We start from the raw sequence: 24,580 nt of genomic DNA on the forward strand, positions 1-24,580 counted from the left end.
CAGAGTGGAGATGAATGTATGTCCTTGTCACTCCCTGCCTCCTCGACCCCACCCTGAGGGCCGACGGGATCACGAAAGAGTCGGACCTCCGGGCCTTCGCGGCCGCCCTCAAGCGCTGCCGGCGTTTCGGGATCGAGGTCGTCCCCCTCCCCTGCCCTGAGACCGCCTACCTCGGCCGCGGCCGGTCGCCCGGCACCTTCGTGGAGCGCCTGGACACTCCCGCCTTCGCCGCCGTCCTCGACAGGATGGAGGGGGAGGTGCGGGCCGTCGTCGAAAAGAGGGGGCCTCCCCTCTGCATCGTCGGCGTCGACTCGTCGCCGTGCTGCGGTGTGAACACCACCTGGCACGACGAAAAAAAGGAGGGGAGGGGCGCATTCCTGGGGCGGTTCCCGGAGGTCAGGGCCGTCGACGTGCAGGAGTTCGCACGCTACCGGATCTATCTTGCCGCCCCCCTCTTCTCCGAGGCCGAGCGGGACTTCAACAAAAAAGTGCGGGATATGCTGGAAGAAGCGTATTATGATGTATTCCTCCCGCAGGAAGTCGGGGACACCGACGCCGGGCGGACACATTCCTCCCAGCGTGAGATCTTCCACCGGGACGTCGAGGCCATCGAGCAGGCGGACGCCGTTGTCGCCGTCGTCGACGGGGCGGACGCGGACTCGGGGACCGCATGGGAGATGGGCTACGCCCATGCCCGCGGCACCCCGGTCATCGCCCTGCGGACAGACTTCAGGCGGGCGGGCCACAACGAGCACGTGAACCTGATGCTCGAGGAGTCCTCGACAGTCGTGACCGCCGTCGGGGAGATCGTCCCTGCCATCGGAGAGGCCTTCAGGCGCGGTTGAGGGCGGCGATCAGGCGCTCCCTTGCGGCGAGCGCCCCATCGTAACCCGAGGGCGCCGGAACGTCCGGCGCCTCGCCGCCGGCCGCCTCGACAGCCGCGGCATAGGCCCTGAGGGCGAGGGGGGCGCTCCCCTCCTCCTCGATCATCCGTTCTGCCGCGGCGACAAGGGCGGCCGCCGTCCTGTCGGCCGGCATGCGGGGTGCAACCGCCGCCTGTGCCTCCCGCAGCGCTTTCTCCCTCCTGAACGCGGCATCTGTCGGCAGGAGGCGCACAGCCTCGCGGGCCGCCGCGGCAGCACCCCCGGCATCGCCGAGCGCCGCCCGCACGCCGGCAAGACGGTGCCAGACCGTCGGGTCTTCAGGGGAGAACTTCAGGGCCTGGCCGAGGAGGTCTGCCGCCCGTGCAGGGTCGGAACCGTCGGCGGCGAGGGCACCCATGTTCCTGAGGACGCGGCCGCGCACTGCGGCCGGGGGGTTCGCCTTCAGGGCCCGCCTGTAGCAGGTGGCGGCGGCGTCGGCGCACCCGAGGTCTGAGAGGATCGTCCCGGCGCCGAGGAAGTAGAGGGCGCGGGCCCCGTCATGGGATGGGAGGTCGCCGAAGCGTTCGATGCCGGGAAGGACCGTATCGTCAGGCCCGGCCACAAGGCCGCTGACCAGGGGGTAGAGCACGAGGGCGAGGTCGGCGCCGGCGTCGAGGGCCCGCCCGATCGCCTCCCTGATATGGACACCCCCCTCCTCCCCGCCCTTCAGGAGACCGAGGTGCATGAGGGCATAGAGGTCGCCGGGGCGGGCGGCGAGGACCTCTTCCAGGTACCGCCGGGCGGCGTCGGGAGAACCGTACAGGCGGTGGGCTATGGCGATGTTCCGCAGGAGGTCGGTGTCCCGCGATATTGCGAGGGCCGCCTCGAAGCACCTGATGGCCCGGTCGAACTGGAAGGCCTGGAGGAGGACCGCACCCTTGCCGAAGAGGTCGAGGTACCGCCTCTTCTCCTCGACCGCCGCCAGACCCTTCAGGTCGAAGGTTCCGTCAGGGCGGGCGTACTGGTCCATCGAGAAGAGACGCTCGACCGCGGCGTCCGTCGCCTCGCCCTGCACATCAAGGTCGAGGATACGGGTGAGGAGGGCGTACTCCTCTTCAAAGCGCCCCGTCCGCCTGAAAGAAGATGCCATCGCCCAGAGAAGGGTCGCAGCCTTCCCCGTCTCGATACCGCCGGCCGCGTCGAGCGCCGCAACGGTGAGGCTCCGGGCGCGTTCAGTCTCACCGGCAAGGTACAGCACTTCTGCAAGGTTCTTTTTTGCAATGGCGATCGCAAAGAGGTCGCGGTCGGCCATCCCCTCCCTGATCGCGAGCGCCTTCTCCGCACACCCGGCGGCCTTCTCATACTCCCCCTCCTCCCTGAAGAGGACGGCGAGGTTCTCGTAGGCGACGTTGTGGAGGGCCGGGTCGTCGGTGTGGAGGACCGTATAGGCATAGACGGTCTTTGCCTCGTCTGCAAAACCTCTCTTCACAAGACCTCCAGCTTCCCCGAGGAGGGTCTCGTAGTCGTCGAAGATGCCGACAAAGGCGTCGAGGGTCTCTTCTTCGAGAGTGAACGGATAGGCGGCATTGAGGATTTCCGTCTGCTCGTCCGGCGTCTTCGCCGCAAACCAGGCGAAGGTGATGACGGTCACGGCATCGTTGACGAAGTGCTCGAAGGACCCTGCACCGCCTGCCGGCAGTCTCCCGCCCAGCGCATCCCTGAGGGCCGCAAAGGCGAAGGAGGTGATCTCAAGTTCGGCCGGGATGATCTGGGTGTGCGGGAAACCGGTGGTGAAAGGGGTCTCAAAGTAGAGGTCAGGCCACCGGATTCCCGCCATAACAGCCCGCTTCTCCGCCTGCTCCCATGCCCTGACCGTGGGGTGCCCGCCTGCCGGGACAGGCGGGGCCGGGTAGGCGTCGGGAGTCCCGGCCCGCGGATAGGCAAGCATCGTCTCGACGAAACCCGCCTCCTCGACCCTGCCGGCGGCGAGGAGGGCAGTGTAACGGTGCCAGAGATAGTCCGCCCTGTTCCCGCCCGCGGGAGCGTTCTCTGAGAGGGCGCTCTCCAGGGCCGCCCCGAAAGCCTCCCGCGCCCCGTCGTCGGCATATGCGCCGGCGGCGGTCCAGGCGGCAAAACCGATGTCACGAGCACGCCTCAGGAGGAAGAGGTGGAGACGCGCCGCAGTCGCGGGGTCGGCCCTCTTCCCCGTCCACCATGCAGTCCACGTCTGTTCCCAGAAAAAGTTCAGTGCAACGGTCGTGTCCATCTCGTCGTACCTCGTGTACGAACACTATGCACTCCGGCGTGATACTCGTATTGATCCGCAAGAGTGGAAAAAGGGTTCCGGGGGCCTGCCACCCCCGGAAAGGAGTGTACGTGTCCTGATTGCACAGGGGGAGGGCCGCCCTCCCCCTTCAAACCGGTATGACCGAGAGGTGATGTGCGTGCCAGGCACCTTTGAGGTGCATGTGAAGGTATGCTTGAGTTAGGTGACGGTGCCTGTCGATGGTGTTCCTGATTTCTGCCACTCCATCCGGGATTTCCCCACCCCCGGATGGGATGTCGGCGATCATGTGTTGATCGCAATGGCATATAAACATTTTGGGTATTGCATGGCATTGATGCTACCCATGAGGCTTCGCATAATGCCTTACGACGACGAAATCGATAAGTACTGACCGGGTGCAGATCAGATATGGCATGAGACCCTACCCTGAAGAGATCCCGAAGATCCTTGAGCGTCTGAAGGCAAACCCCCGCGGTATGTCGGTCACCGACCTCGCAGGAGACCTCGGGATCAACAGAAACACGGTCTCGCGCTATCTTGACATGCTCCTCATCGCCGGCGAGGTGGAGATGCGGACCTATGGCAAAGCGAAGGTCTTCTACCCATCCCAGCGCGTCCCTCTCTCCGCGATGATCAACTTCGCCTCCGACGGCGTCGTGATCCTGGACCGCAAACTCACTGTAGTGCAGGCAAACGACCGCATCCTCTCTATCGTCCACACCGGCCGCGACGAGGTGATCGGGAAGACGATGGGGGAGTCGGCGCTCTCGGCCTTCGACCACCCCCTGATCAGGGCGCGGATCGACGACGCCCTTGGCGGTGAGGACGTCGTCGAGGAGATCCGCTTCCTCCAGGCAGACGGGGAGTTCTTTTTCAGGATGAAGATCCTGCCGACCGCCTTCAATGACGGCAGTCCCGGCATCACCATCATCCTGGAGGACATCACCGAGCAGAAGCAGTCCGAGGAGGCCCTCCGTGCCGGTGAAGCGAAGTTCAGGGCACTTGTCGAGGACATCAACGATATCATATGGAACCTGGACAGCGACCGTGCCTTCACCTATGTCAGTCCCAAGAGTTTCGACCTCCTCGGATACGCACCCGACGAGATGGAAGGGCGCTCTCTCCTTGACTTCGTCCCGGAAAACGAGCGTGAAAAAGTCGGGACAAAACTCTCCGCACCCTTTGCATCGGCAGAACCTTTTTCCCTCCTCTCCATCCCCCTCCTCCACCGGAACGGCCGCCGCCTCATCTTCGAGGCAAGCGGCACCCCCGACTTCGACGAGATCGGTGACTTTGACGGATTCCGCATGGTGGCGCGGGACGTCACCGAAAGGCAGCATGCCGAGAGGCGGGTCCGCGGCTGGAAGTCCTTCCTCCACTGCATCGTCCAGAATATCCCGGACATGGTCTTCGTCAAGGAGATCGAAGGCGGCACCTACGTCTTCTTCAACCGTTCTGCCGAGGCTTTTGCCGGCAACACCTCCGAGAGTCTCACAGGAAAGAAAGATGCCGAGATATTCCCGCCCGACCTCGTCCCCTTCATGACCTGCGGCGAGGAGCAGGTGCTCGCGGAGAAGAAACCCTTCGAGTGCCCGGAGACCGCCGTCTCCTTCAGGTGCGGGGAGCAGCGCTACCTCCAGGCCAAGAAGATCCCGATCACCGGTTCAGACGGCACGCTGAAGTACATCCTCACGATCGTCTGCGACGTCACCACCCACGTGCGCGCCGACACCCTCCTGCGGGGCCAGCGCGATCTCGCCCTCGCCCTCGGAAGCGCCACAACCCTCGAAGAGGCGCTGGCCCTCTGCCTGGATGCGGCGGTGAAGGCGGCAGGCGCCGACGCCGGCGCCGTCTATATGGCAGACGACGAGAGCGGCGACCTCGTCCTTGCCGACACCGCCGGCGTCCCGCCGACCCTGACCGCAAAAGTGGGCCGATTTGGTGCCGGCACCGCGGCGGCTTCCCTCCTTTCAGGCCCGGCATCTGTCTCCTGGAAGACCGGCGACCTCCCGACCCTCGACCCGGCCTTCGCTCCTCTCGAAGAGGAAGGGATCGCCGGCGTGGCGGCGGTACCGGTGATGGGCGGCGACCGCCCTATAGCCGTCTTCCTGGTCGCCTCCCGCCGCCACGCCGAGATACCGGCGTATGGCATCAGGGCCCTGGAGACGACCACCGCCCTCGTTGCCAACGTCATCGGCCGCATCAGGGCTCAGGAAACGGTGAAAACCGAAGGCGACCGCGCCCAGCGTTATCTTGACGTGGCGCGGGTGATGATCGCGGTCATCGGCCCCGACGGGACGATCGAGCGGATGAACAGGATGGGGTGCCGCATCCTGGAGTATAAAGAGGGGGAGATCACCGGCAAGAACTGGTTTACAGCCCTCGTCCCGGCACACCTCCGTTCCCGCCTGGAAGCGAACTTCAAAAAGATCATGGCCGGCGAGGTCGTCCCCCCGGACGAGGAAGAGAGTCCGGTGCTCGGGCGCGACGGAGAGGAGGTCTGCATCCTCTGGCACAACGCCATCGTGCGTGACGACAGCGGGGCGATCACCGGCATGGTCTCCTCGGGGACCCTCCTCTCCCCCACCCGGTAAGGTGTTTATGAGGAGAGGCGGAGAAACCTTCTCCCATGACGCGACCTTCAGATCCCCTCGTCCTCTCGCCTGACGAGACCAGGAAAGAGGAGGAGTTCCTCGCCTCCCCGCGGGTGCCGCGGCGGATGGAGCGGTTGATCGAGGAATATATTGCAAAGAAGACCGGGAAGACCTGGAACGATCCCGTCGTCCTCGGCCGGATCCGCGAGGCCGTCATCGCCCAGAAAGGGAGGTACTGGGCAAAGGGAAAGAAGAGAAAGATCTTCTACGGCCGCGGCTACGACGTCCTCGCCTACCTCTCGTACCATTTTCCCGTCTACCTGGTACAGTTCGAACTCCTCCTCCATGACCTGGTGCAGGACGGACTCGTCCCCCGTCACCTGCGGGCCCTGGACGCCGGTTCGGGCCCCGGCGTCGTCTCCCTCGCCATCGCCGACTACTACGGTCGGCTCGACACCGCACAGGCGACTATCACCGCGATCGACCGTTCCGACGAGAATACAGAGGCTTACACCGCCCTCGTCACCCCGTACACCGAGAAGAAGGGGCGGGTCGCCGTCTCGACCCCCATCCTCGCCGACCTCAGGGACGACCCCGCACTCGCCGGCCCCTACGACCTCATCGTCTTCTCCAACGTCCTGAACGAAATGAACGGCCTCGACGCCGAAGGGAAGGCCGACCTTGTCGCCCGCTACGCCGACCTCCTCTCGCCCGAAGGGTCCGTCGTCCTGATCGAACCCGCGGAGAAAGAAGGATCGACCGCCCTCAGGGAGGTCCAGGCGGCGCTTGCCTCCCGCGACCTCTCTGTCTACGCCCCCTGCACGCCCCTGTGGGGCGACGTCTGCCGGCCAGACAGGTGCTGGACCTTCGCCACAGGCCCGGAGGTGAAACCGCCGCGCCTGATGGAGGCCCTCGCCAGCGGCGAGGAAGGCTACCGCTTCAGGAACACCGACATCAAGTATTCCTACGCCATTCTCAGAAAAGACGGCCTGACCCGCGTCCCGTACCGTATCGGAAAACAGGACAAGGCGGCACGCCTCGGTGCCCTCTCCTCCCACGTCGGCAGGCAGATCCATGTCCGTGCCGCCAGGATGTCGCCCGACATCGGCGACGAGAAGAGGCATGTGGTGAAGATCTGCGACGGCACGACAAAGACGCCAGTCTTTGCAGTGCTCCCAGATTATGCCAGGAACGAGGGGAACGAAGCGCTGATATCAGGAAAATACGGGGAAGTCCTCTCGATCAGGAATGCCGGTGTCAGGTACAACAGGGACGCCGACACCTACTCCATCATCATCAGCAGGAAGACGACGGTCACCCCCATCGGCGGGGGTAATGGCACATGATCCCGGAGAAGGGGCGGTATGCCGTCCTCCTTGCACTGCTCGTTGTCTCGGCGGCATTCTTCGCCACGACAGCTGTCCGGTGGTCGGGGGACCGTGCCTCCGCCGACGAAACACTCTACCTGGTCTCGACGGTCGACGCCCTCCTCGACGGCGTCTATGACGGCGCCGCCGATATCGACAGCATCCTCGCCCGCGGCGACACCGGCATCGGGACCCTCGAAGGACTGGACGGCGAACTCATCGTCGTCGACGGCGAGGCATGGCAGGTGAAGGGCGACGGGACGGTCGTGCAGGTGGAAGGGAGTGCAAAGACGCCATTCGCCGCGGTGACGACATTCGAGCCCGAGATCGTCTTCGAGGTCACCGGCCCCACGACCCTTGCCGACCTCGAGGCCTCGATCGAGGCCGCACTCCCCTCGGTAAACCTCCCCTGCGCTGTCCTCGTGGAGGGCGCGTTCACGAACGTGACCGCACGAAGCGTCGACAGGCAGGAGAAGCCCTACCCGCTCCTTGCAGAGGCGACGAAAAACCAGCACGTCTTCACCTTCGGCCGGGGCGAGGGGAGCCTCGTCGGTTTCCGTCTTCCGAAGTACCTCGCAGGGGTGAATGTGCCGGGCTTCCACCTCCACTACCTTGCCGACGACCGTACGGGCGGCGGCCACCTCCTCGACGCCACGGTGGAGCATGCCACCGTCTCCCTGGACATCACCCCGGAGATCAGGCTCTCTCTCCCTAACGAAGGCGGGTTCCTGACCGCAGACCTCTCCGGGAACCGGGAGGCCGAACTGACCTTGGCAGAGCGGTAGATTACATTTTAAAAAAAGGGGATTTACCGGCGCCTGAGCACCAGGACCACAAGGACGAAAGAGACGAGGAACGCTGCAAAGCCAGCAGGAGAGGGCTGTGCCGTCGCCGGGGGCGAGGTCGTTGCGGTCGTCTCCGCCACCGTTGTCAGGGGCGGTTCAGACGTCGTCGGGGCCGAGGTCACCGGCGGTTCGGTGGTAACCTCGACTACTTCTCCTGCCGAGGCAGAACTCTCGACCGCAAGGAGAGTCATCCCCTCCCCCGCGGCGATGGCGAAGTACGAGAAACCGGTCGAATGGGCGCGGTAGTACGCCCGGTCATCGTTCACCCGTATCAGTTCGGTGACGAGAGGACGCCATTTTCCGCTATCATAATACCAGAGGACAATGTCACCGGTACCGAGATCCTCCGACGCAAGCCAGCTCCTCGGGATGTCGAAGAAGAACGTCGTCTTTTTGAGGGCGTCTTCATCGGCGTACGAGAGCGTGACCTCGATGTACTGGTACACCGGGCCGTCGAAATCCAGAGGAGCTTCACCCACCGGTTCGAGAGTCACCATGATCCCCTCGATCCCCTCGACCGCAGTGAAGGTGAACTCCGAGATGGCACTGCGGTCAAAGTGAAGGGTGGTATTCTCACCAGGCTTCAGGCCGAAGACCGCATCATACGCGTAGGACCGGTCTTTACCGCCACCGCCCGAATACTGCGACGGAGGTTTTTCAGTCGTAGGTCCAGCCGTGGGTTCGGTCGTGGGTTCGGTCGTAGGTCCAGCCGTGGGTTCGGTCGTGGGTTCGGCAAGGACGACGATCTCATCCGCAAGGACAGTCGTGTTGCTCAACTCCCCCTTCGCAACCATCAGGGAGACCGAATAGTTCCCGACCTCCTCATAGACATGGACCCCTTCAGGTTCGGTTGAGGTGTTCCCGTCGCCGAAGTCCCAGGCCCAGGTGTCAGGCCCGCCAGTCGATTCATCGGTGAAGAGCACGGCAAGTGGCACCAGACCTGAGGTCACGTTCGCGGAGAAACGGGCGAGCGGGAGGACGGTCACGTAGCCTTCCCGTACGAGCGTGGCATCGCCGGATGCACCCGAGATGGTGAGAGAGACATCATAAACTCCTGCAAATGGATAGAGGTGCTCGGGGTGCCTCTCCATCGCAGTCTCGCCGTCGCCGAAGTCCCAGGCCCAGGTGTCAGGCCCGCCAGTCGATTCGTCGGTAAAGGTCACATTCAGGGGCGCGTGCCCGGAGGTGACACTGGCGCTGAAGTTGGCGGCAAAAGGTTCGGGCACAGGCCAGATATACTCGACCGAATCATGAGGACCTGTCCGGCAACTGATGCGCGGCGACCCGTCCGCCGTCATGGCAAGGTCGGGATACCCACCAGAACCCTGGCGACCCCCATCAATGATCCGGGAAAATTCCCATATCCCGTCCTCTCTCCAGGCATAGGTGACCATCACATCTGTCGCGTTCACAGAGGTGAAGGCGATCGCGGGCAGGCCTTTGCCGTCGAATGCAAGAGAGGCACGGTCGCCATGGTCGCCTTTCGCTGCTGCGACGTCCTCATGCCGCCATACTCCGTCTTCCTGCCACGCATAACCGAGAGTCTCACTGTCAAGGTTATAGTAGGCGATTGCCGGCATGCCGTTGCCGTCAAGGGCGATCGATGTGTAACCCGGACTGGTCCCGTCATTCACCCCCACACCGTCGGCCACGGTCTCAGGGTTCCACCCGGATTCGTCCTTCAGGCTGTACATCAGTTCACCTGTATTCCCGTCGATGTAGGCGACATGGACCGCCCCGTCGTCATCGATCGCAAGGGAACTGAAGAGCTGGTTCGACCTGGGGACGATCTCCTCGTCTGTCCAGGCACCCCCGTCCCAGACGGCGTACCGCAGGGCGCGCTTCCAGAGGGTGGTGTTGTAGTAGACCAGATGCAGGTCTCCCGACGGGTCGAAGGCACCGGAGAGGTGCATCCCCCTCGAAGTGCCGACGACCTCGCGCTGCCACTCCCCGCCCTCGCGCCAGGCATGGACAAGGGACGTGGCGTTGAAATAGCAGACATGCGGAGTGTCCGAAAGATCAAGGGCGAGAGCAGAATACGGGCTCATATTGACTATCGTCTCGATCGTCTCCAGAGACCAGTCGTCCCCTATCTTCTCTCCATAGACAAGGCGGTCCGCGTCGTCGTCCGTCAGATCGTAATACACCACGTGCGGGTCCCCGGAGGAGTCCAGCACCAGCGAGTCGACATAATTGACCGGCCAGTTGCCGGGAGTCCCCCTCTGTACTTCCTCGATATTCCATGTAAGTGCCGCTGCCGGGATGGCACATACGGCAGTAAGGATGATGAATGCGGTCATAACCGGCACAGTGCTGGCTATCGCTCTTCTTTTCTTCGGATTGCATATCATTGGAAAATTTCCCCCCCGTACTGGGCCCCTCGAGTCGGTTAGAATCGCTCATGAAACGAAGTTTCAGGCGGTTATGTGAAAACCACCCAGGTGGTTTTCATGGTAAACCCGGAAGGCTATGCCGGGAGGTATCTATTTCAGCATATATAATTATCCCCCGCGCGGTGATCCGGAGGGTCTTTAAAAATAATAAAGATGCCACAATAGCATTTTATTCAGATTATTCAGGTACATCAGAGAATATTGGCCAATACAGGTATGACCCACAGGATAGCAAAAACCAGAGGAGAGGAGCAAAAAAGAGAGAAATGATAGCGGCGACACCGGTCAGAGGATTTCGTACGTCGTCGTCCTCTGGCGGAGGGGACGCCCGAGGTCCTCCGCGATCCGCCGCATCTCGACCGGGTCGAGGTAGTCTGCCTCCTCTGCACCGGCGTCAGAGGAGACCTCGTCGTCGAACATCGTGCCGCCGAGGTCGTTCCCCCCCGCAAGGAGGCCGAGTTGCGTCATCTTCGTCCCGACCTTCCCCCAGGAGACCTGGACATTCGCGAAGTTGTCCAGGAAGAGGCGGGAGACTGCGAAGAGGAGGACGTCCTCCCGCCCGGTCGTGCCCGGACGGGCTATCCCGGCCTTATAGAGAGGGGTGTTCGCGTGGATGAAGGGGAGGGGGACGAGTTCGGTGAAACCGTGCGTCTCGTCCTGGACCTCCCGCAGGATGGCGAGGTGGCGCACCCTGTCGGCCTCAGACTCGTAGGAGCCGTACATGATCGTCGCCGTCGACCTGATCCCCATCCTGTGCGCCTCCGCGATGATCCTGACCCACTCGGCCGTCGGCACCTTCCGCGGGCAGATCACCTGCCGCACCCTGTCCACCAGGATCTCGGCGGCCGTCCCCTGGAGAGTGCCGAGGCCCGCGGCCCGCAGGCGGCCGAGCACCTCGGCCGTGGAGATCCCGCTCCGCCGTGCGGCATAGGAGACCTCCTCAGGACTGCAGGTGTGGATGTCCACCGTGGGGGCGACCTCGTGGACCCACGAGATCATCTCCTCGTACGAGGTGACGTCGAAAGCCGGGTGGACACCCGAGAGAAAGCAGATCTCGGTGACCCCGCGGTCGAGGGCAAGGGCCGCACGCCGCCGCACCTCCTCCTCCCCGTGGATGTAGGCGCCGGGGTCCGTCGCTTTCCGCCCGAACCCGCAGAACCCGCAGAGGTTCTTGCAGATATTTGTGATATGGATGTTCTGGTTGCGCACATAGGTGACTGCGTCGCCGGCCCTCTCCTGCCTGGCCTCGTCCGCGGCGGCGGCAATCTCCCAGATCCGCCGATCTTTCACCCTGAGGAGGGAGAGGGCCTCATCCTCTGTCATCCTGTGGCCGGCAAGCGTGTCGGAAAGCAGGGTGCCGATCTCGTCGTGCGCCATTCATCGCCTCTTCTTGCCGGAGGTCTCCTTCTCCCGCGCCCCCATCACGAGGTCGTACAGGATCATCAACACCACCAGCACGATCGCCGTCTCGATCAGGTGGAGGGGGAGGTACCCCAGGAAAGGAATGGCGAAGAGGGCCTTGCCGACGACCCACTCCGTCTTCACCGGTTCGATCTGCCCGCCGACCTCGCGGTAGACCGAGAGTTGATCAGGGGCAGGATTGTTGTCGCCCCAGGTGATGTACCCCTCATGCGGCGCCGTATACATGGCAGTGCGGCCGTTGAGCGGTATCTGGACAGTCTCGTTCCCCGCGACCCACATCATGGCCCGGTGGATGATCGGGTGGACCGAACCGTCCCCGTTCGGGCGGTAGATGATCACGTCGCCAGGCCGGTTGTATTTCTCATAGCCCGACGCCTCCCCCTCCTGGAAGGTCTGGAGGGGGCCAAAACGATCGGGCGCCGCCACAAAGACAAGGTCGCCGACATTCATATTCGGCACCATGCTCTCGGACTCGATCGCCACCACCGCCGGCCACGTCCCGGAGACCAGGAAGAGGACCAGCGCAATGACGCCGACGACCGCCACCGCCCAGGCGACGTCGCGGCCAAAAGAAACGACCGGGTTCGAACTCGTCCTGATCTGCTCGATCAGACCGGGTTTCGGTTCAGGAGACGTTCTATCCGACATCTGTAGGGAGATGGTGGGAACTTGGATCTGATATAAATATGGGAGAGGAAGGGCGGGAGCAGTCGGCACGCCGTCCGACCACAGCAATATATTCCTGAAAAGCGTACGGACCTGAGAATATCATGGACCTGCAGGGCATTTTCCCGGGGAACCCCATCGACCCGAAAAAATACGCTCGGTTCCGCACCCTCACCTTTTCCGGGGGGACATCTCTCCTCCTCACGGCCTGGTCTTTCATCCTCTTCTCCGTCTTTTTCGCCCTGTCCCTCCTCACTTACATCCAGGTCACCGGTGCCGACTCCTTCAGTTTCACGATGACCGGCCCCTCCGATCTCTTACCCCTCATCGTCCTCATCATCCTCATACCCCTCACGGGTATCCTTCACGAGGGCTTCCACGGCGTCGCATATCGCCTCCTGCACAGACGCCCGGCCTTCGGGTGGGGCAGGAGGTCTGTCCTCCTCTATTGCTCCTGCTCGGCCGGTGGACCGTACACACGAAAAGAGAGCATATTCATCCTGATGGCACCGTTCGTCCTGATCCCGGCAATCGGGACCATGCTCACGGCCCTTGCCCCCGCGTGGGCATTTGCCACCATCGTCCTCCTCCCCCTCAATGCCGCCGGTTCGGTCGCCGACCTCCGGGCAGCGGCGGCCATCATCCGCTCCCCACCCGGCAGCGTCGTCCTCGAAGAAGGAGAAGAGATGGCAGTCCTGGTGCCACTGCAGTGACTGCTGGATCGGGGAAAGAAGACCGGCCTAACTCCGGGACGAGAGGCCTCGAAGCCCCATCGCCGCCCCGTAGGCTGCGGTGCTGATCAGGATGACCGTCGCACCCGAGGGGACGTCCAGAAGATAGGAAAGGACGATCCCACCCGTCGTGAAGGCCGCACCGAGGACGACGGAGAGGACCATCATCCGCGGTAGACTCCGGGAGAACTCGCGGGCTATCGCCGCCGGGAGGGTGAGCAGGGCAATGACCAGGATGATCCCGACAACCTGGATGAGCATCACGATGGTGATGGCGACGAGGACGAGGAGGGCGAGGGTGATCGCCCGCACAGGGAGGTTCATGACCCGTGCATACTCTTCGTCGAAAGTGACCGCGAAGAACTCGTGGTACAGGAGGAGGACGGCGCCGACGATGAGAAGGTCGAGGGCGGCCATCGAGAGGATCGCCCCCTGCGGCACCAGGAGGATGTTCCCGAAGAGGTAGCCGAAGAGGTCGGGGGCGAAACCCGGCGTCAGGAAGACGAAGAGGATGCCGAGGGCCATGCCTGCCGCCCAGAACGCCCCGATCAGGGTGTCGAGGTGCTGTTTGCGGGTGAGGGAGAGTTCGCCCATGCCGAGGGCGGAGGCGACGGTGAAGCCCAGCGCACCGAGGATGGGGTCGATCCCCAGGAAGTAGCCGAGGCCGATCCCGCCGAAGGCCGTGTGGGAGATGCCGCCGGCAAGGGCGACCATCCTCTTGACGACGACATAGGTGCCGACGATGCCGCAGGCGACGCTCGCAAGGATGCCGGCAGCAAGGGCGTTCCTGAAGAAGTCGTAGGCGAAGACCTCCATCATGGCTCTTCGCCCTCCCCATGGTCGGCAAAGACGCGGTGCGGCAGGCCGTGGGCGATGAGGTCGACAGGACACCCATAGGCCGCCTGGATCATGTCGCCGGTGATCCGGGCGTCGTTGTGCGTGTAAAGGTGCCTGTTCAGGCATGCGACCTTCGTCACATGGGACGAGAGGGCTCCGATATCGTGGGTGACCAGGACGATGGTCATCGTCTCCCGCAGGCCGTCAAGGATCTCCATGAAGTGGTCGCCTGTCGGGGCGTCCACATAGACCGTCGGTTCGTCGAGGATGAGCACCTCCGGCCCGGCGGCAAGGGCGCGGGCGATGATCGCCCTCTGCTGCTGTCCCCCCGAGAGACGTCCGATCTCCCGGCCGGCAAGGTCGGCGATCCCCATCGTCTGGAGGGCCGAGGCGGCCATCTCCCGGTCTTCGCGGTTATAGCGCCGGGGGAAACCCCGCACATGACCGAGGCGGCCGGAGAGGACCATCTCCTGCACGCTCACCGGGTAACTGAAATCGAAGGTGCGGTACTGGGGGACATAGCCGAGGAGGTGACGCTTCTCTGCGGGACTTCCACCGAGCACGCGCACCGTCCCTGCCGCGGGTTTGATGAGTCCCAGGATCGCCCGCAGGAGGGTCGTCTTTCCCCCCCCGTTTGGTCCGATGACCGCGAAAAAATCGCCGGGCATCACCTTCCAGGTGATGTCCTGGAGAACGGGGCGGCCGCCAAGAGAGACAGATACCCCGGAGAGGTCAATGACAGGCCCCTCCATCAGACCGACCCCGCGATCGCCGCCGACGCCGCCCTGAGGTTTTCCGTGTAGTTCCCTGCAAGGGGGCTCAGCGAGACGACCCGGCCCCCGATCTCGTCGGCGATGACATGGGCGCTCCGGGTGCTCGCCTCGGGTGCGGCAAAGACGACAGAGATGTTCCCGGCCCGTGCATGAGCGACGGTCTCCTCGATCTGCCGCGGCGACGGGTCCTTACCACCCTCCTCGACCGGGATCTGGACAAGCCCGTAGTCGCGGGCAAAGTAGCCCCATGAGGCATGCGAGACCAGGAAGGCCCTGCAACCAGACTCTCCCACCTCTGCCCTGATCTCGGCGTCGAGAGCGTCGAGGTGGGCGAGGTAGGCGGCGAGGTTCGCCTCATAGACGTCTTTCCCTGCAGGATCAGCTGCGACGAGACCGTCGCAGACATTCTCCGCCATGACCTTCGCATTCGCGGGGGAGAGCCAGATATGGGGGTCACCGTCCGGGAGGAGCGCGACTCCTTCGGAAGAGTCCACGACCGTCATGCGGGGGTTCACCTCCCGTATCTTCTCCATCCACGCCGTCTCGAACTCGACGCCCGACCCAACGGCCGCATAGAGGCGGGCGCGGGAGAGGTCTGTGAGCTGGCCCGGCGTCAATTCATAGGTGTGCGGGCTTGCGCCCGGCGGGACGAGGACAAGGACGTCGACGCGGTCGCCGCCTATCGCCCCGACAGATTCAGCCTGAGGAGGAATGGTCACGGCGACGAGCATCTTCCCCGACTCGGGCGCCTGGGTCGTGCAGCCCGAGGCAAGAACGGAGAGGAAGACGAAGACGACGCCGCAGAGCGCCAGTCCCCCGTATGGCACTGCTGGCATCATGTGGGAACCTCAAATTTGGTGTCTATCCAAATATCATGGAACCCCTATATACACCTTGCGCGCCTCACCGTCCGCAAGGACAGCAGTCGCCGTCATGCTCGATGGGACCGCACCCGCTCATCACGGGGTGGCCGAGAGACGCGCAGATCCGGTCGACAAGGGCGCGGGAGACATGGCCCTCGAGGTTCTTCGCCTCCTGGCACGCCTCGTCGGGCGAGAGACCGAAACGGCTCAGGGCAAGAGAGACGATGCGGTGGCGGCGGACGAGAAAACGTGAATATTCCTCTCCCTTTGCGGTCAGGCAAACGCCATGATAGGGGGTATGCTCCAGATAACCCTCCCGCGCCAGGTCGGCGAGCACCTTCGTCGCCGTCGAGGGGGAGACGTTGAGTTCATGGGCGACCTCGTTCGTCCTCATCGTCCCTCCACAAAGCGAAACGACCTTTAAAAATTCAGATTTCCTCGCAGGGAGTTCAAATCCGTCGATCTCCGCCATGCCCGGTACTCGCCCGCAATGGCGATAAAGTTTTCCAGGTGTCCAAATTTCGCGCGACACCGAGACTATCATGAGGGCGTACGACAAACAGAGTACTGATGCTCTGCGAGAAGGAGATCGTCGCCCGTTTTCTGGAAACCGACCTGCTGGTGGCCCCCGAGGTGGTCCAGTATATCAGGGATCAGGACGACCCCGCCCTCATCGACCGCATCATCGCGACCGTCCCGTCCGGGGCCTTTTTTGTCTCCCCAGAGTGTATCCAGGCAGAGAAAAAAGAGAGGGACGGGATGCGGTTCCTCGCCGATCCGCACCTCAAAGTGCTCCAGGGCAAAGACGGGGACTGCGGGTGCATACAGGACTTCGAGGAGTACGTCACCTACTTCAGGAACAGGTTCACCCGTCTCTCCAGCGTCCTCAAGGGGAGGGTCCAGCCCGTCCCGATCGAGGCGCTCCAGAGGACAGGGCGCTACCGGGACGAAGACGTCTCCTTCATCGGCATGGTCTCAGAGGTCCGGTCCACCGCGAGCGGGAACAAGATGGCCGAACTCGAAGACCCGACCGCCACGATGCGGGTGCTCTTCAACAAGAGCAGGGAAGGTTTTGAGGAGGCCGAGAAACTCCTCCCCGACGAGGTGGTCGGGGTGAAGGGCAAACTCTCCAGCGACGGGAACATTTTCTTTGCCGACACCCTTGTGCGGCCCGACATCCCCATCTCGCATGCACCCATCCACTCCGACCAGCCCGGCCGCGCCGTCCTCATCTCCGACGTCCACGTCGGCTCGGACACCTTCCTCGAAGACGCCTGGCACCGCTTCGCCGCATGGCTCGGGGACCACCCGGAGATCGGCTACCTTCTCGTCGCCGGCGACCTCGTGGACGGCATCGGCGTCTATCCGGGGCAGGAACAGGAACTCGTGATCAAAAACATATACGAGCAGTACCGGGCCTTCGGCAGGATGCTCTCCACCCTCCCTTCCCACCTCAGGATCGTCCTCGCACCGGGCAACCACGACGTCGTGCGGGGCGCAGAGCCTCAGCCCGCCATCCCGGAGGAGTTCAGAGAGGGCTACCCGGACAACTGCGTCTGGGTCGAAAACCCGGCCCTCATCTCCCTGCAGGGGGTCCACGTCCTGATGTACCACGGTCGGTCGTACGACGACATGATCGGCATGATCCCGGGGGCGTCGTACTGCCACCCCGAGGAGATCATGGAAGAGATGCTCAAAAGGCGCCACCTCGCCCCGACCTTCGGGCTGCGGACCCCGATCGCCCCGGCAGAACGTGACCCCCTCATCATCGACCCGGTACCCGAAGTGCTCTTCACCGGCCACGTCCACATCAGCGGGATCAAAAAGTACAGGGGCGTCCTCATGGTCAACGCCGGCACCTGGCAGTCCCAGACCGCCTTCCAGAAACAGATGAACACCGTGCCGACCCCGGCGCGGGCGGTGGTCCTGGACCTCCGGACCGTGGACCATGAGATGCTCGACTTCAGCCAGCCCGGCGAACCGGTGCGCCTCCCCTGATCGCCGACCATACTCCTGATGCACCGGCAGCACCAGGACAGAGGATAAAAATCGCTCGCTTTTTATTATTGAACTGCCTCATAGAATTGAATAATCAATTCCCGAGTTTTGATGTGAAATCAGTTCTCGGAGGATAGAAAAACATGGATGGAATAGTCTATCTTGCGCCCCTGTGCGCTCTCCTGGGCCTTCTTTTTGCAGGGTACTCCTACACGAAGGTCAAAAAGGAAGGAGAGGGCACCGAGGTCATGAAAAAGATCGCTGCGGCGATCCACACCGGTGCAATGGTGTACCTGAACCGCCAGTACAAGGCCATCGCCGTCTTCGTCGTTGCCCTTGCCATCGTCCTTGCAGTCCTGCTGCCGAACGGGCCCCTCACAGCGGCCTGCTTCGTCCTCGGCGCCACCCTCTCGGCGGCTGCAGGCTACATCGGCATGTACACCGCCACCCACGCCAACGTGCGGACCACCAATGCCGCCCGCCGCGGCATTGCCGAGGCCTTCAAGGTCTCCTTCGCCAGCGGGTCGGTCATGGGCATGTCGGTCGTCGGTCTCGGTCTCTTCGGCCTCTCCATCGCCTTCATCGGCCTTTCCGCTTTCATGCCGACCGCACCACAGGCTGACATCGTGAACATCCTCGCCGGGTTCTCCCTCGGCGCCTCTTCGATCGCCCTCTTCGCCCGTGTCGGCGGCGGCATCTTCACCAAGGCCGCAGACGTCGGCGCCGACCTTGTCGGCAAGGTCGAGGCAGGCATCCCTGAAGACGACCCGCGCAACCCCGCCGTCATCGCCGACAACGTCGGTGACAACGTCGGCGACATCGCCGGCATGGGTGCCGACCTGTACGAAAGTTATGTCGGCGCCGTCATTGCCACAATGCTCCTCGGTGCCTCGACTGCGGCGATCGCCTTCCCGAACGCCGACCTGATGAACGTCATCCTGCTCCCGGTCGTCATCGCCGCCGTCGGTATCGTCGCATCCATCATCGGTTCCTTCTTCGTCACGACGAACAAGGCCGAGTCGAGTGCGATCCACCTCGCCTTCAACAAGGGCCTCCTTGTTGCCCTGGTCATCGTCGTCGCCTCCACCTACTTCATCACGGACGCAATGCTCGGCGAGTACGGCTTCGGCATCTTCGTCGCCACCATCGCCGGTCTCGTCGCCGGATTCCTCATCGGCCAGATCACAGAGTACTACACCTCCTTTGACAGGAAGCCGACCCTTGAGATCGCAAAGTCCTGCCAGACCGGGTCCGCGACGAACATCATCACCGGCTTTGCAAAGGGCATGGAGTCCACGCTCCTCCCGGTGATCGTCATCGGTATCGCGATCTACTTCGCATTCCAGTTCGCCGGACTGTACGGCATCTCCATCGCGGCTGTCGGCATGCTTGCCACCCTGGGTATCTCCCTTGCAGTCGACGCCTACGGGCCTGTGGCCGACAACGCCGGCGGTATCGCCGAGATGTCCCACCAGACACCGGAAGTGCGTGAGATCACCGACACCCTCGACGCCGTCGGCAACACCACGGCCGCCATGGGCAAGGGCTTTGCCATCGGCTCCGCGGCACTCACCGCCCTCGCCCTCTTCTCCTCCTATGTCTACGCGGTCACCCCGGCCGGCGCACCGACCCTCGCCATCGACATCCTCAACACGCCGGTCTTCATCGGCCTCCTGATCGGTGCCATGCTCCCGTTCCTCTTCTCCTCCATGACCATGATGGCCGTGGGACGGGCCGCATACGAGATCGTCGTCGAGGTCCGCCGCCAGTTCAAGGAGATCAAGGGCCTGATGGAGGGCAAGGCAGACCCGGACTACGAGTCCTGCATCGCCATCTCCACCCACTCTGCCCTGAAAGAGATGATCGCACCCGGTCTCCTTGCGATCGTCGCTCCTCTCCTCATCGGCGCCGTGCTCGGCAAGGAAGCCCTCGGCGGCCTCCTTGCAGGTTCCCTGGTCTCCGGCTTCATGCTCGCCATCACCATGGCAAACGCCGGCGGCGCCTGGGACAACGCCAAGAAGTATATCGAAATGGGGCACTACGGTGGCAAGGGCTCTGACGCCCACAAGGCCAGTGTGACCGGCGACACCGTCGGCGACCCCTTCAAGGACACCTCGGGCCCGTCCCTCAACATCCTCCTGAAACTCATGAGCATTGTTGCAGTGGTCTTCGCCCCCCTGTTCCTCTAATTTTTTTTCTTTTTTCGGCCTCTTTTCCCGGGTCATCACCTTCATCACCCTTCAGGACAGATCCTTACCTGCAGGAACGCTTTTCCTGCAGGTGATGTCATGCTCCAGATCTTCAAGACCAGACAGAACGGCGACGGGGTTTTCATCGAAGAACTGGACATCGTCGAACCCGGTTCATGGATCTTCTGCACGGCACCCGACGAGGCCGAGATCGCCCGGGCCGCCGGGATCATGGGCATGGCCCCCGAGGATATCAGGGCCGCCCTCGATGAGGAAGAGAGGCCGCGCATGGAGACCGAGGAGGGGAAGACCCTCATCCTCATCGACACCCCGATCAGGGTGGAAGGCGAACCCGCAGGGACCTACTCGACCATACCCCTCGGGATCGCAATGAACGAGGACTATATCCTCACGATCTGCCTCCAGGAGATCCCCATCCTCCGCGACTTCATCGCCGGGAAGGTGAAGACCTTCTACACTTTCAAAAAGACGCGTTTCCTCTTCCAGATCCTTTACCGGAACGCCTCATACTACCTGAACTTCCTCAGGCAGATAGACAAGAGGAGTTATGAGGTCGAGAAAGAACTCCACCTCTCCCTCCGGAACGAGGAACTGATCCAGTTGCTGAACCTGGAAAAGTCGCTGGTCTACTTCTCCACCTCCCTGAAGAGCAACGAGGTGGTGCTCGAAAAGATCCTCCGCTCCAAGCCGATGCGGATGTTCCCCGACGACGAGGACCTCCTGGAGGACGTCATCATCGAGAACAAGCAGGCCATCGAGATGGCGAACATCTACTCGAACATCCTCTCCGGGACGATGGACGCCTTCGCCTCGATCATCTCAAACAACCTCAACATCGTGATGAAGTTCCTCGCCTCGGTGACGATCGTCCTTGCCGTGCCGACGATGATCGCGAGTTTCTTCGGCATGAACGTGGGTATCCCCCTCCAGGACAGTCCCCTCGCCTTCGCCGTCATCATCGGGATATCGATGATCGTCTCGGCCCTGATCGTCTTCGTCCTCATCAAAAAGAAGATGCTCTGAGGGCGACGGCCACCCGCACGGCGTGGGCGAGTTCCAGCAACTCTGCCCGCGTGCCCCCGCCTTTTCTCACGTAGAAGGACGCTCCGGCGGTGAGAGCGTCTTCGAGCACTGAGTCGCGGCTCCTTCCCGTATAAAGGACAAAAGGCAGGGATATGCCCCGCGACCTGAGGGCCCGGAGGAAGGCGATGCCAGTGAGGCCCGGCATCTCGAAGTCGGAGACGACGGCGTCGAACCGGCCCGGCAGGAGGGGGAAGGCGTCTTCTGCCGACGACGCGGTCGTGCAGGAGAAACTCCCCGTCCCTTCCAGGAACACCTGTGCACGCTCACGGACAGAAGGGTCGTCATCGACGATCAGGAGATTTATCACGTCGCCTTCGCACATCAAGGAAATGAGGAGGGCAGGAGAGAAAAAACCTCGCCCCCGAACCGCGGCGCTACCCTCTCACCGTGCAGGCGATCCCGAAAAAACCGCCCCTTTCAGCCCCTGATCCCCACTGGCCCTGAAAGATATATCCTTCCATGACCATAGATGGGATTATGACAGAACTCCTCACCTCCCTCCTCTATGCCTTCGCGACGCTCTTCATCATCCTCGACCCCATACTCTCGATCCCGATCTTTGTTGGGCTCACGAAAGATAAATCGGCCGAGGAGAAGACCAGACAGGCGGGTATCGCCGTCGTTGTAGCGGGCGTACTCCTCTTCATCTTCCTCATCTTCGGGTCCCTCATCTTCGACATCCTGGGCATCACCCTCGCCAGTTTCCAGGTCGCCGGGGGCATACTCCTCTTCATCCTGGGCATGCAGGAGGCCCTCGGCATCGAGTTCGCCCATGACGAGAAGAGCAGGCAGAACATGGCCGGCGTGATCATCGGCACGCCCCTCCTCTGCGGGCCGGGCGCGATCACGACGGTGATCCTCCTCTCGACAAAGATCAGCCCGCTCATCACAGGCATCGCCCTCTTCCTCTGCCTCGCCATCACCTGGCTCATCCTCAGGTACGCCGCCGCAATCCTTCGCATCTTCGGCAGCACCATCACCGATATCGTAGCCAGAGTATTAGGCATGTTCCTCGCCGCCATCGCGGTCAAACTCATCGCCGAAGGGGCGATAGGGCTTGGCTGGTAAGAGGTGCGGACAGGATATATCCAGACAAAAACATATACTGTAGACACATGGACGACCCCCTCACCGCCTTTACGTACGCGTTTGTCACCCTCTTCATCATCCTCCACCCCCTCCTCGTGGTCCCCACATTTCTCGGGCTCACCCGGGGATACAGGACGGAGGAGAAGAACAGGCAGGCCACCATAGCCACGGCTGTGGCAGGCGGACTCCTCTTCACCTTCCTCCTCTTCGGTTCCCTGATCTTCGATATCCTGGGCATTACCCTCCCGAGTTTCGAGGTCGCCGGCGGTGTCCTCCTCCTGATCGTGGGGATGCAACAGGCACTCGGGATCGAGTACACGCCGCCGGAAGGGGGGAAACAGCAGAACATCGGCGTGATCGTCGGCACACCCCTGATATGCGGGCCGGGTTCGATCACGACGGTGATCCTCCTCTCGACAAAACTTGGCATCCTCATCACCATCCCGGCCGTCATACTCTGCCTGGTACTCACCTGGCTCATCCTCAGATATGCCGACGCCATCCAGCAGGCCCTCGGCGAGACGATCAGCGGGGTCCTGACCGATGTCTTCGGTATGGTACTCGCGGCCCTCGCGGTGACGCTCATCGCCGAAGGTGTCGGCGGACTGCGATAGGCGCCAAGTCCCCACACACCTCTTTTTTCCCGCCGGGAAATCGTACCCCTGCCCGCGGAAAGAACGTCCTGACACTCAGGGATGGTGAACCGGCCATAAAAACGTCTTATTCATCATTTAACCTATGATTTAGAATAGAAATAGGCACAATATTATTTTTTTGCCCTTAAAAAAGGATAATCAGCAAATAGAGCACCAACCAATTAAATTATTTGATTCCGTGGCTTCAATAGAGGCTTCGTCGCCCGGGGTGCGGACTGAACACATACATCCACAAAATACACCCCGAATTCGATATGCCCCCCGGATCAGCGAGAACCATCAATGACCAAACAGAGCATGACACCCGAAGACTGCGAGCAGGAAAACGCCCTGCTCAGGGAGAGACTGGCAGAGGCAGAGGCAAAGATCGGGCAGTATGAGGCCATCCTCGACGAGATCCCCTTCCCCATCTCGGTGACCGATATGGACATGAACTGGACGTTCATGAACAGGGCGCTCGAGTCTGTGCTGCACCTCGACAGACGGCAGGCCCTCGGAAAGCCCTGCAGTTCATGCAAAGGCGAGCCCTGTAACACCGAAAAGTGCGGCGTCGCCGCCCTCAGGAACGGGACGAAGAGGGTGCTCTTCCAGGATCACGGGAAAAGTGTCCAGATGGATACCGCCTACCTGACCAATGCACAGGGCACAAAGACCGGTCACATCGAGATAACCCAGGACATCACCGAGATGACGAGGGTCAGCGCCTTCCTGGAGACCGAGGCGCAGAGGATCGCGGAGAACCTCACCAAGATCGCGGAGGGAAGCACGGAGGTCGACCTGACAATGGGGGCGACGGACAGGTACACGGAGAGAGTCGCCCCCCTCATCGCTGAGATCGACAGGGCGACAGAGGCCACCCTCGAGTCCCTCGGCATGATGCAGGAAGACATCGGCATGCTCACCGAGGCCGCCAGGGACGGGATATTCTCGACCCGCGCCGATGCCACCCGGCATACGGGGGAGTACAGGGCCATCCTCCAGGAGATCAACGACCTCCTCGACGCCGTAACCACGCCCCTCCAGAGCGCTGTAAAGTATGCCGAACTCATCGGCATGGGCCAGATCCCGGACAAAGTCGACGCAACAAAGCGCAACGGTGATTTCAGGAAACTCGCGGAGAGCCTCAACACCTGCACAGAGGGCATGCAGGGCCTGAAGGAGGGGTATGTCGTCCTCCAGAAGATCGCACAGAACGACTACACCCGGAGAGTCGAAGGGCACTACAAGGGCGGTTATGCCAGGATGGCAGATATGATCAACACGGTCCAGGACCGCCTCCTCCATATCCAGGAGGGCGTGGTCCAGATCAGCAGGGGCGACCTCTCCGAACTGGAGAACCTCAAGACCGCCGGAAAACGTTCTGAGAACGACCAGATGATCCCGGCCTTCATTACAATGATGGAAGCGGTCCGGAGGCTCGTAGACGACGCGAACATGCTCGCAAAGGCCGGCAGGGAGGGGAGGCTCTCGACCCGCGCCGACGCCTCGAAGCACCAGGGTGAGTTCGCCGGAGTCGTCGAGGGCGTCAACCAGTTGATTGACTCGGTCGTTGCCCCGGTCAACGAGGCGATGCTGGTCACCGGCCACTATGCTGAGGGCGACTACACCCCGCGGATCTCCGAAGACCTCGTCGTCGCCGGTGACTTCCAGAAGTTCAAGGACTCCCTGAACGACATGGCCGACAGGATGACCGAAACCGTCAGGGAGATCCAGCATATCGCCGAACAGGTCGACTACGGCACGTCCGAATCGAGCAAGGGCGTCGACCAGCTGGCAAAAGCCGCCGAGCAGGTTGCGATCACGAGCCAGAAGTGCGCCGACCTCTCCCGCGAGACACTCCAGAAGATTGAGGATGTCGGCAGGCGCGTCGCGGACCTTTCCACCTCGAACGAGGAGATGGCCA

20 protein-coding genes are annotated in these 24,580 nt (G+C 62.5%); 11 read left to right on the plus strand and 9 right to left on the minus strand.

The window, feature by feature from the left end; translation table 11 throughout:
* The first annotated feature begins 14 nt into the window (after window positions 1-14).
* Complete coding sequence (locus tag Q0520_RS00580; protein ID WP_298665307.1) at window positions 15-845, plus strand: nucleoside 2-deoxyribosyltransferase; 831 nt, start codon at window positions 15-17, stop codon at window positions 843-845.
* On the opposite strand, the gene Q0520_RS00585 is transcribed toward Q0520_RS00580, so the two are convergent.
* Window positions 832-3,129, minus strand: coding sequence for a lipopolysaccharide assembly protein LapB (locus Q0520_RS00585; RefSeq protein ID WP_298665310.1), 2,298 nt, complete (start codon window positions 3,127-3,129; stop codon window positions 832-834). The two genes, Q0520_RS00580 and Q0520_RS00585, sit on opposite strands and share 14 nt — an antisense overlap.
* Window positions 3,130-3,563: 434 nt before the next feature.
* On the opposite strand from Q0520_RS00585, the gene Q0520_RS00590 reads away from it, so the two are divergent.
* From Q0520_RS00590 to budA, 3 genes are read left to right on the plus strand one after another with little or no spacing between them, the layout of a single operon-like run.
* Entirely contained in the window at window positions 3,564-5,744 is a 2,181-nt protein-coding gene (locus Q0520_RS00590) for a PAS domain S-box protein (RefSeq protein WP_298665313.1), read from the plus strand.
* A gap of 35 nt (window positions 5,745-5,779) precedes the next feature.
* The gene (locus tag Q0520_RS00595; RefSeq protein WP_298665316.1) at window positions 5,780-7,090 is read left to right on the plus strand and encodes a small ribosomal subunit Rsm22 family protein; all 1,311 of its coding nucleotides are present in this window, start codon (window positions 5,780-5,782) and stop codon (window positions 7,088-7,090) included.
* A complete protein-coding gene (gene budA / locus Q0520_RS00600; RefSeq protein ID WP_298665319.1) occupies window positions 7,087-7,896 on the plus strand; it encodes an acetolactate decarboxylase in 810 nt (269 codons plus the stop codon). Before Q0520_RS00595 ends, budA begins: the two co-directional genes overlap by 4 nt.
* Window positions 7,897-7,919: 23 nt before the next feature.
* On the opposite strand, the gene Q0520_RS00605 is transcribed toward budA, so the two are convergent.
* The 3 genes from Q0520_RS00605 to Q0520_RS00615 all read right to left on the minus strand — a co-directional run bounded on the left by Q0520_RS00605 (window position 7,920) and on the right by Q0520_RS00615 (window position 12,419).
* A complete protein-coding gene (locus Q0520_RS00605; RefSeq protein ID WP_298665323.1) occupies window positions 7,920-10,256 on the minus strand; it encodes a PKD domain-containing protein in 2,337 nt (778 codons plus the stop codon).
* A 378-nt stretch (window positions 10,257-10,634) separates the two neighbouring features.
* A complete protein-coding gene (cofH, locus tag Q0520_RS00610) occupies window positions 10,635-11,726 on the minus strand; it encodes a 5-amino-6-(D-ribitylamino)uracil--L-tyrosine 4-hydroxyphenyl transferase CofH (RefSeq protein WP_298665326.1) in 1,092 nt (363 codons plus the stop codon).
* Window positions 11,727-12,419 carry a signal peptidase I gene (locus tag Q0520_RS00615; RefSeq protein ID WP_298665329.1) on the minus strand — a complete coding sequence of 231 codons (693 nt, stop codon included), beginning with the start codon at window positions 12,417-12,419 and terminating at the stop codon, window positions 11,727-11,729.
* Between the two features lie 122 nt (window positions 12,420-12,541).
* Between Q0520_RS00615 and Q0520_RS00620 the strand changes: the two genes are divergently transcribed.
* Window positions 12,542-13,150, plus strand: a complete 609-nt coding sequence (locus Q0520_RS00620) for a DUF3267 domain-containing protein (RefSeq protein ID WP_298665332.1) — start codon at window positions 12,542-12,544, stop codon at window positions 13,148-13,150.
* A gap of 27 nt (window positions 13,151-13,177) precedes the next feature.
* On the opposite strand, the gene Q0520_RS00625 is transcribed toward Q0520_RS00620, so the two are convergent.
* The 4 genes from Q0520_RS00625 to Q0520_RS00640 form a co-directional block, all read right to left on the minus strand.
* Window positions 13,178-13,987, minus strand: coding sequence for a metal ABC transporter permease (locus Q0520_RS00625; protein ID WP_298665334.1), 810 nt, complete (start codon window positions 13,985-13,987; stop codon window positions 13,178-13,180).
* Entirely contained in the window at window positions 13,984-14,757 is a 774-nt protein-coding gene (locus tag Q0520_RS00630; protein ID WP_298665337.1) for a metal ABC transporter ATP-binding protein, read from the minus strand. The genes Q0520_RS00625 and Q0520_RS00630 overlap by 4 nt, the downstream gene beginning before the upstream one ends.
* A complete protein-coding gene (locus Q0520_RS00635; RefSeq protein ID WP_298665340.1) occupies window positions 14,757-15,617 on the minus strand; it encodes a metal ABC transporter solute-binding protein, Zn/Mn family in 861 nt (286 codons plus the stop codon). Before Q0520_RS00635 ends, Q0520_RS00630 begins: the two co-directional genes overlap by 1 nt.
* Window positions 15,618-15,681: 64 nt before the next feature.
* Window positions 15,682-16,113, minus strand: a complete 432-nt coding sequence (locus Q0520_RS00640) for a metal-dependent transcriptional regulator (RefSeq protein ID WP_298665343.1) — start codon at window positions 16,111-16,113, stop codon at window positions 15,682-15,684.
* A gap of 98 nt (window positions 16,114-16,211) precedes the next feature.
* On the opposite strand from Q0520_RS00640, the gene Q0520_RS00645 reads away from it, so the two are divergent.
* The 3 genes from Q0520_RS00645 to Q0520_RS00655 all read left to right on the plus strand — a co-directional run bounded on the left by Q0520_RS00645 (window position 16,212) and on the right by Q0520_RS00655 (window position 20,872).
* Window positions 16,212-17,639 (plus strand): DNA-directed DNA polymerase II small subunit, encoded by a 1,428-nt coding sequence (locus tag Q0520_RS00645; protein ID WP_298665346.1) that lies wholly within the window; start codon window positions 16,212-16,214, stop codon window positions 17,637-17,639.
* Window positions 17,640-17,782: 143 nt separating this feature from the next.
* A complete protein-coding gene (locus tag Q0520_RS00650) occupies window positions 17,783-19,828 on the plus strand; it encodes a sodium-translocating pyrophosphatase (RefSeq protein ID WP_298665349.1) in 2,046 nt (681 codons plus the stop codon).
* A gap of 99 nt (window positions 19,829-19,927) precedes the next feature.
* Window positions 19,928-20,872, plus strand: coding sequence for a magnesium transporter CorA family protein (locus Q0520_RS00655; protein ID WP_298665353.1), 945 nt, complete (start codon window positions 19,928-19,930; stop codon window positions 20,870-20,872).
* Here the strand turns inward: Q0520_RS00655 and Q0520_RS00660 are convergent.
* Window positions 20,853-21,254 (minus strand): response regulator, encoded by a 402-nt coding sequence (locus tag Q0520_RS00660; protein WP_298665357.1) that lies wholly within the window; start codon window positions 21,252-21,254, stop codon window positions 20,853-20,855. The two genes, Q0520_RS00655 and Q0520_RS00660, sit on opposite strands and share 20 nt — an antisense overlap.
* 155 nt (window positions 21,255-21,409) lie before the next feature.
* Here Q0520_RS00660 and Q0520_RS00665 point away from each other — a divergent pair, with 155 nt between their 5' ends.
* The 3 genes from Q0520_RS00665 to Q0520_RS00675 all read left to right on the plus strand — a co-directional run.
* Window positions 21,410-22,000: a MarC family protein gene (locus Q0520_RS00665; RefSeq protein WP_298665360.1), complete on the plus strand. Its 591-nt coding sequence runs from the start codon at window positions 21,410-21,412 to the stop codon at window positions 21,998-22,000.
* Window positions 22,001-22,047: 47 nt separating this feature from the next.
* Window positions 22,048-22,635: a MarC family protein gene (locus Q0520_RS00670; protein ID WP_298665363.1), complete on the plus strand. Its 588-nt coding sequence runs from the start codon at window positions 22,048-22,050 to the stop codon at window positions 22,633-22,635.
* Window positions 22,636-22,959: 324 nt separating this feature from the next.
* On the plus strand, window positions 22,960-24,580 hold a 1,621-nt coding region (locus Q0520_RS00675; protein ID WP_298665365.1), incomplete at its 3' end, for a PAS domain-containing protein.

The organism is uncultured Methanofollis sp., from assembly GCF_937919355.1.
GTDB lineage: Archaea > Halobacteriota > Methanomicrobia > Methanomicrobiales > Methanofollaceae > Methanofollis.

Bases quoted from the DNA above. Each gene is read 5' to 3' on its own strand.
- Q0520_RS00580 (WP_298665307.1), top strand. From the start codon at position 15: ATGTATGTCCTTGTCACTCCCTGCCTCCTCGACCCCACCCTGAGGGCC.
- Q0520_RS00585 (WP_298665310.1), bottom strand. From the start codon at position 3,129: ATGGACACGACCGTTGCACTGAACTTTTTCTGGGAACAGACGTGGACT.
- Q0520_RS00590 (WP_298665313.1), top strand. From the start codon at position 3,564: ATGAGACCCTACCCTGAAGAGATCCCGAAGATCCTTGAGCGTCTGAAG.
- Q0520_RS00595 (WP_298665316.1), top strand. From the start codon at position 5,780: ATGACGCGACCTTCAGATCCCCTCGTCCTCTCGCCTGACGAGACCAGG.
- budA (WP_298665319.1), top strand. From the start codon at position 7,087: ATGATCCCGGAGAAGGGGCGGTATGCCGTCCTCCTTGCACTGCTCGTT.
- Q0520_RS00605 (WP_298665323.1), bottom strand. From the start codon at position 10,256: ATGACCGCATTCATCATCCTTACTGCCGTATGTGCCATCCCGGCAGCG.
- cofH (WP_298665326.1), bottom strand. From the start codon at position 11,726: ATGGCGCACGACGAGATCGGCACCCTGCTTTCCGACACGCTTGCCGGC.
- Q0520_RS00615 (WP_298665329.1), bottom strand. From the start codon at position 12,419: ATGTCGGATAGAACGTCTCCTGAACCGAAACCCGGTCTGATCGAGCAG.
- Q0520_RS00620 (WP_298665332.1), top strand. From the start codon at position 12,542: ATGGACCTGCAGGGCATTTTCCCGGGGAACCCCATCGACCCGAAAAAA.
- Q0520_RS00625 (WP_298665334.1), bottom strand. From the start codon at position 13,987: ATGATGGAGGTCTTCGCCTACGACTTCTTCAGGAACGCCCTTGCTGCC.
- Q0520_RS00630 (WP_298665337.1), bottom strand. From the start codon at position 14,757: ATGGAGGGGCCTGTCATTGACCTCTCCGGGGTATCTGTCTCTCTTGGC.
- Q0520_RS00635 (WP_298665340.1), bottom strand. From the start codon at position 15,617: ATGATGCCAGCAGTGCCATACGGGGGACTGGCGCTCTGCGGCGTCGTC.
- Q0520_RS00640 (WP_298665343.1), bottom strand. From the start codon at position 16,113: ATGGCGGAGATCGACGGATTTGAACTCCCTGCGAGGAAATCTGAATTT.
- Q0520_RS00645 (WP_298665346.1), top strand. From the start codon at position 16,212: ATGCTCTGCGAGAAGGAGATCGTCGCCCGTTTTCTGGAAACCGACCTG.
- Q0520_RS00650 (WP_298665349.1), top strand. From the start codon at position 17,783: ATGGATGGAATAGTCTATCTTGCGCCCCTGTGCGCTCTCCTGGGCCTT.
- Q0520_RS00655 (WP_298665353.1), top strand. From the start codon at position 19,928: ATGCTCCAGATCTTCAAGACCAGACAGAACGGCGACGGGGTTTTCATC.
- Q0520_RS00660 (WP_298665357.1), bottom strand. From the start codon at position 21,254: ATGTGCGAAGGCGACGTGATAAATCTCCTGATCGTCGATGACGACCCT.
- Q0520_RS00665 (WP_298665360.1), top strand. From the start codon at position 21,410: ATGACAGAACTCCTCACCTCCCTCCTCTATGCCTTCGCGACGCTCTTC.
- Q0520_RS00670 (WP_298665363.1), top strand. From the start codon at position 22,048: ATGGACGACCCCCTCACCGCCTTTACGTACGCGTTTGTCACCCTCTTC.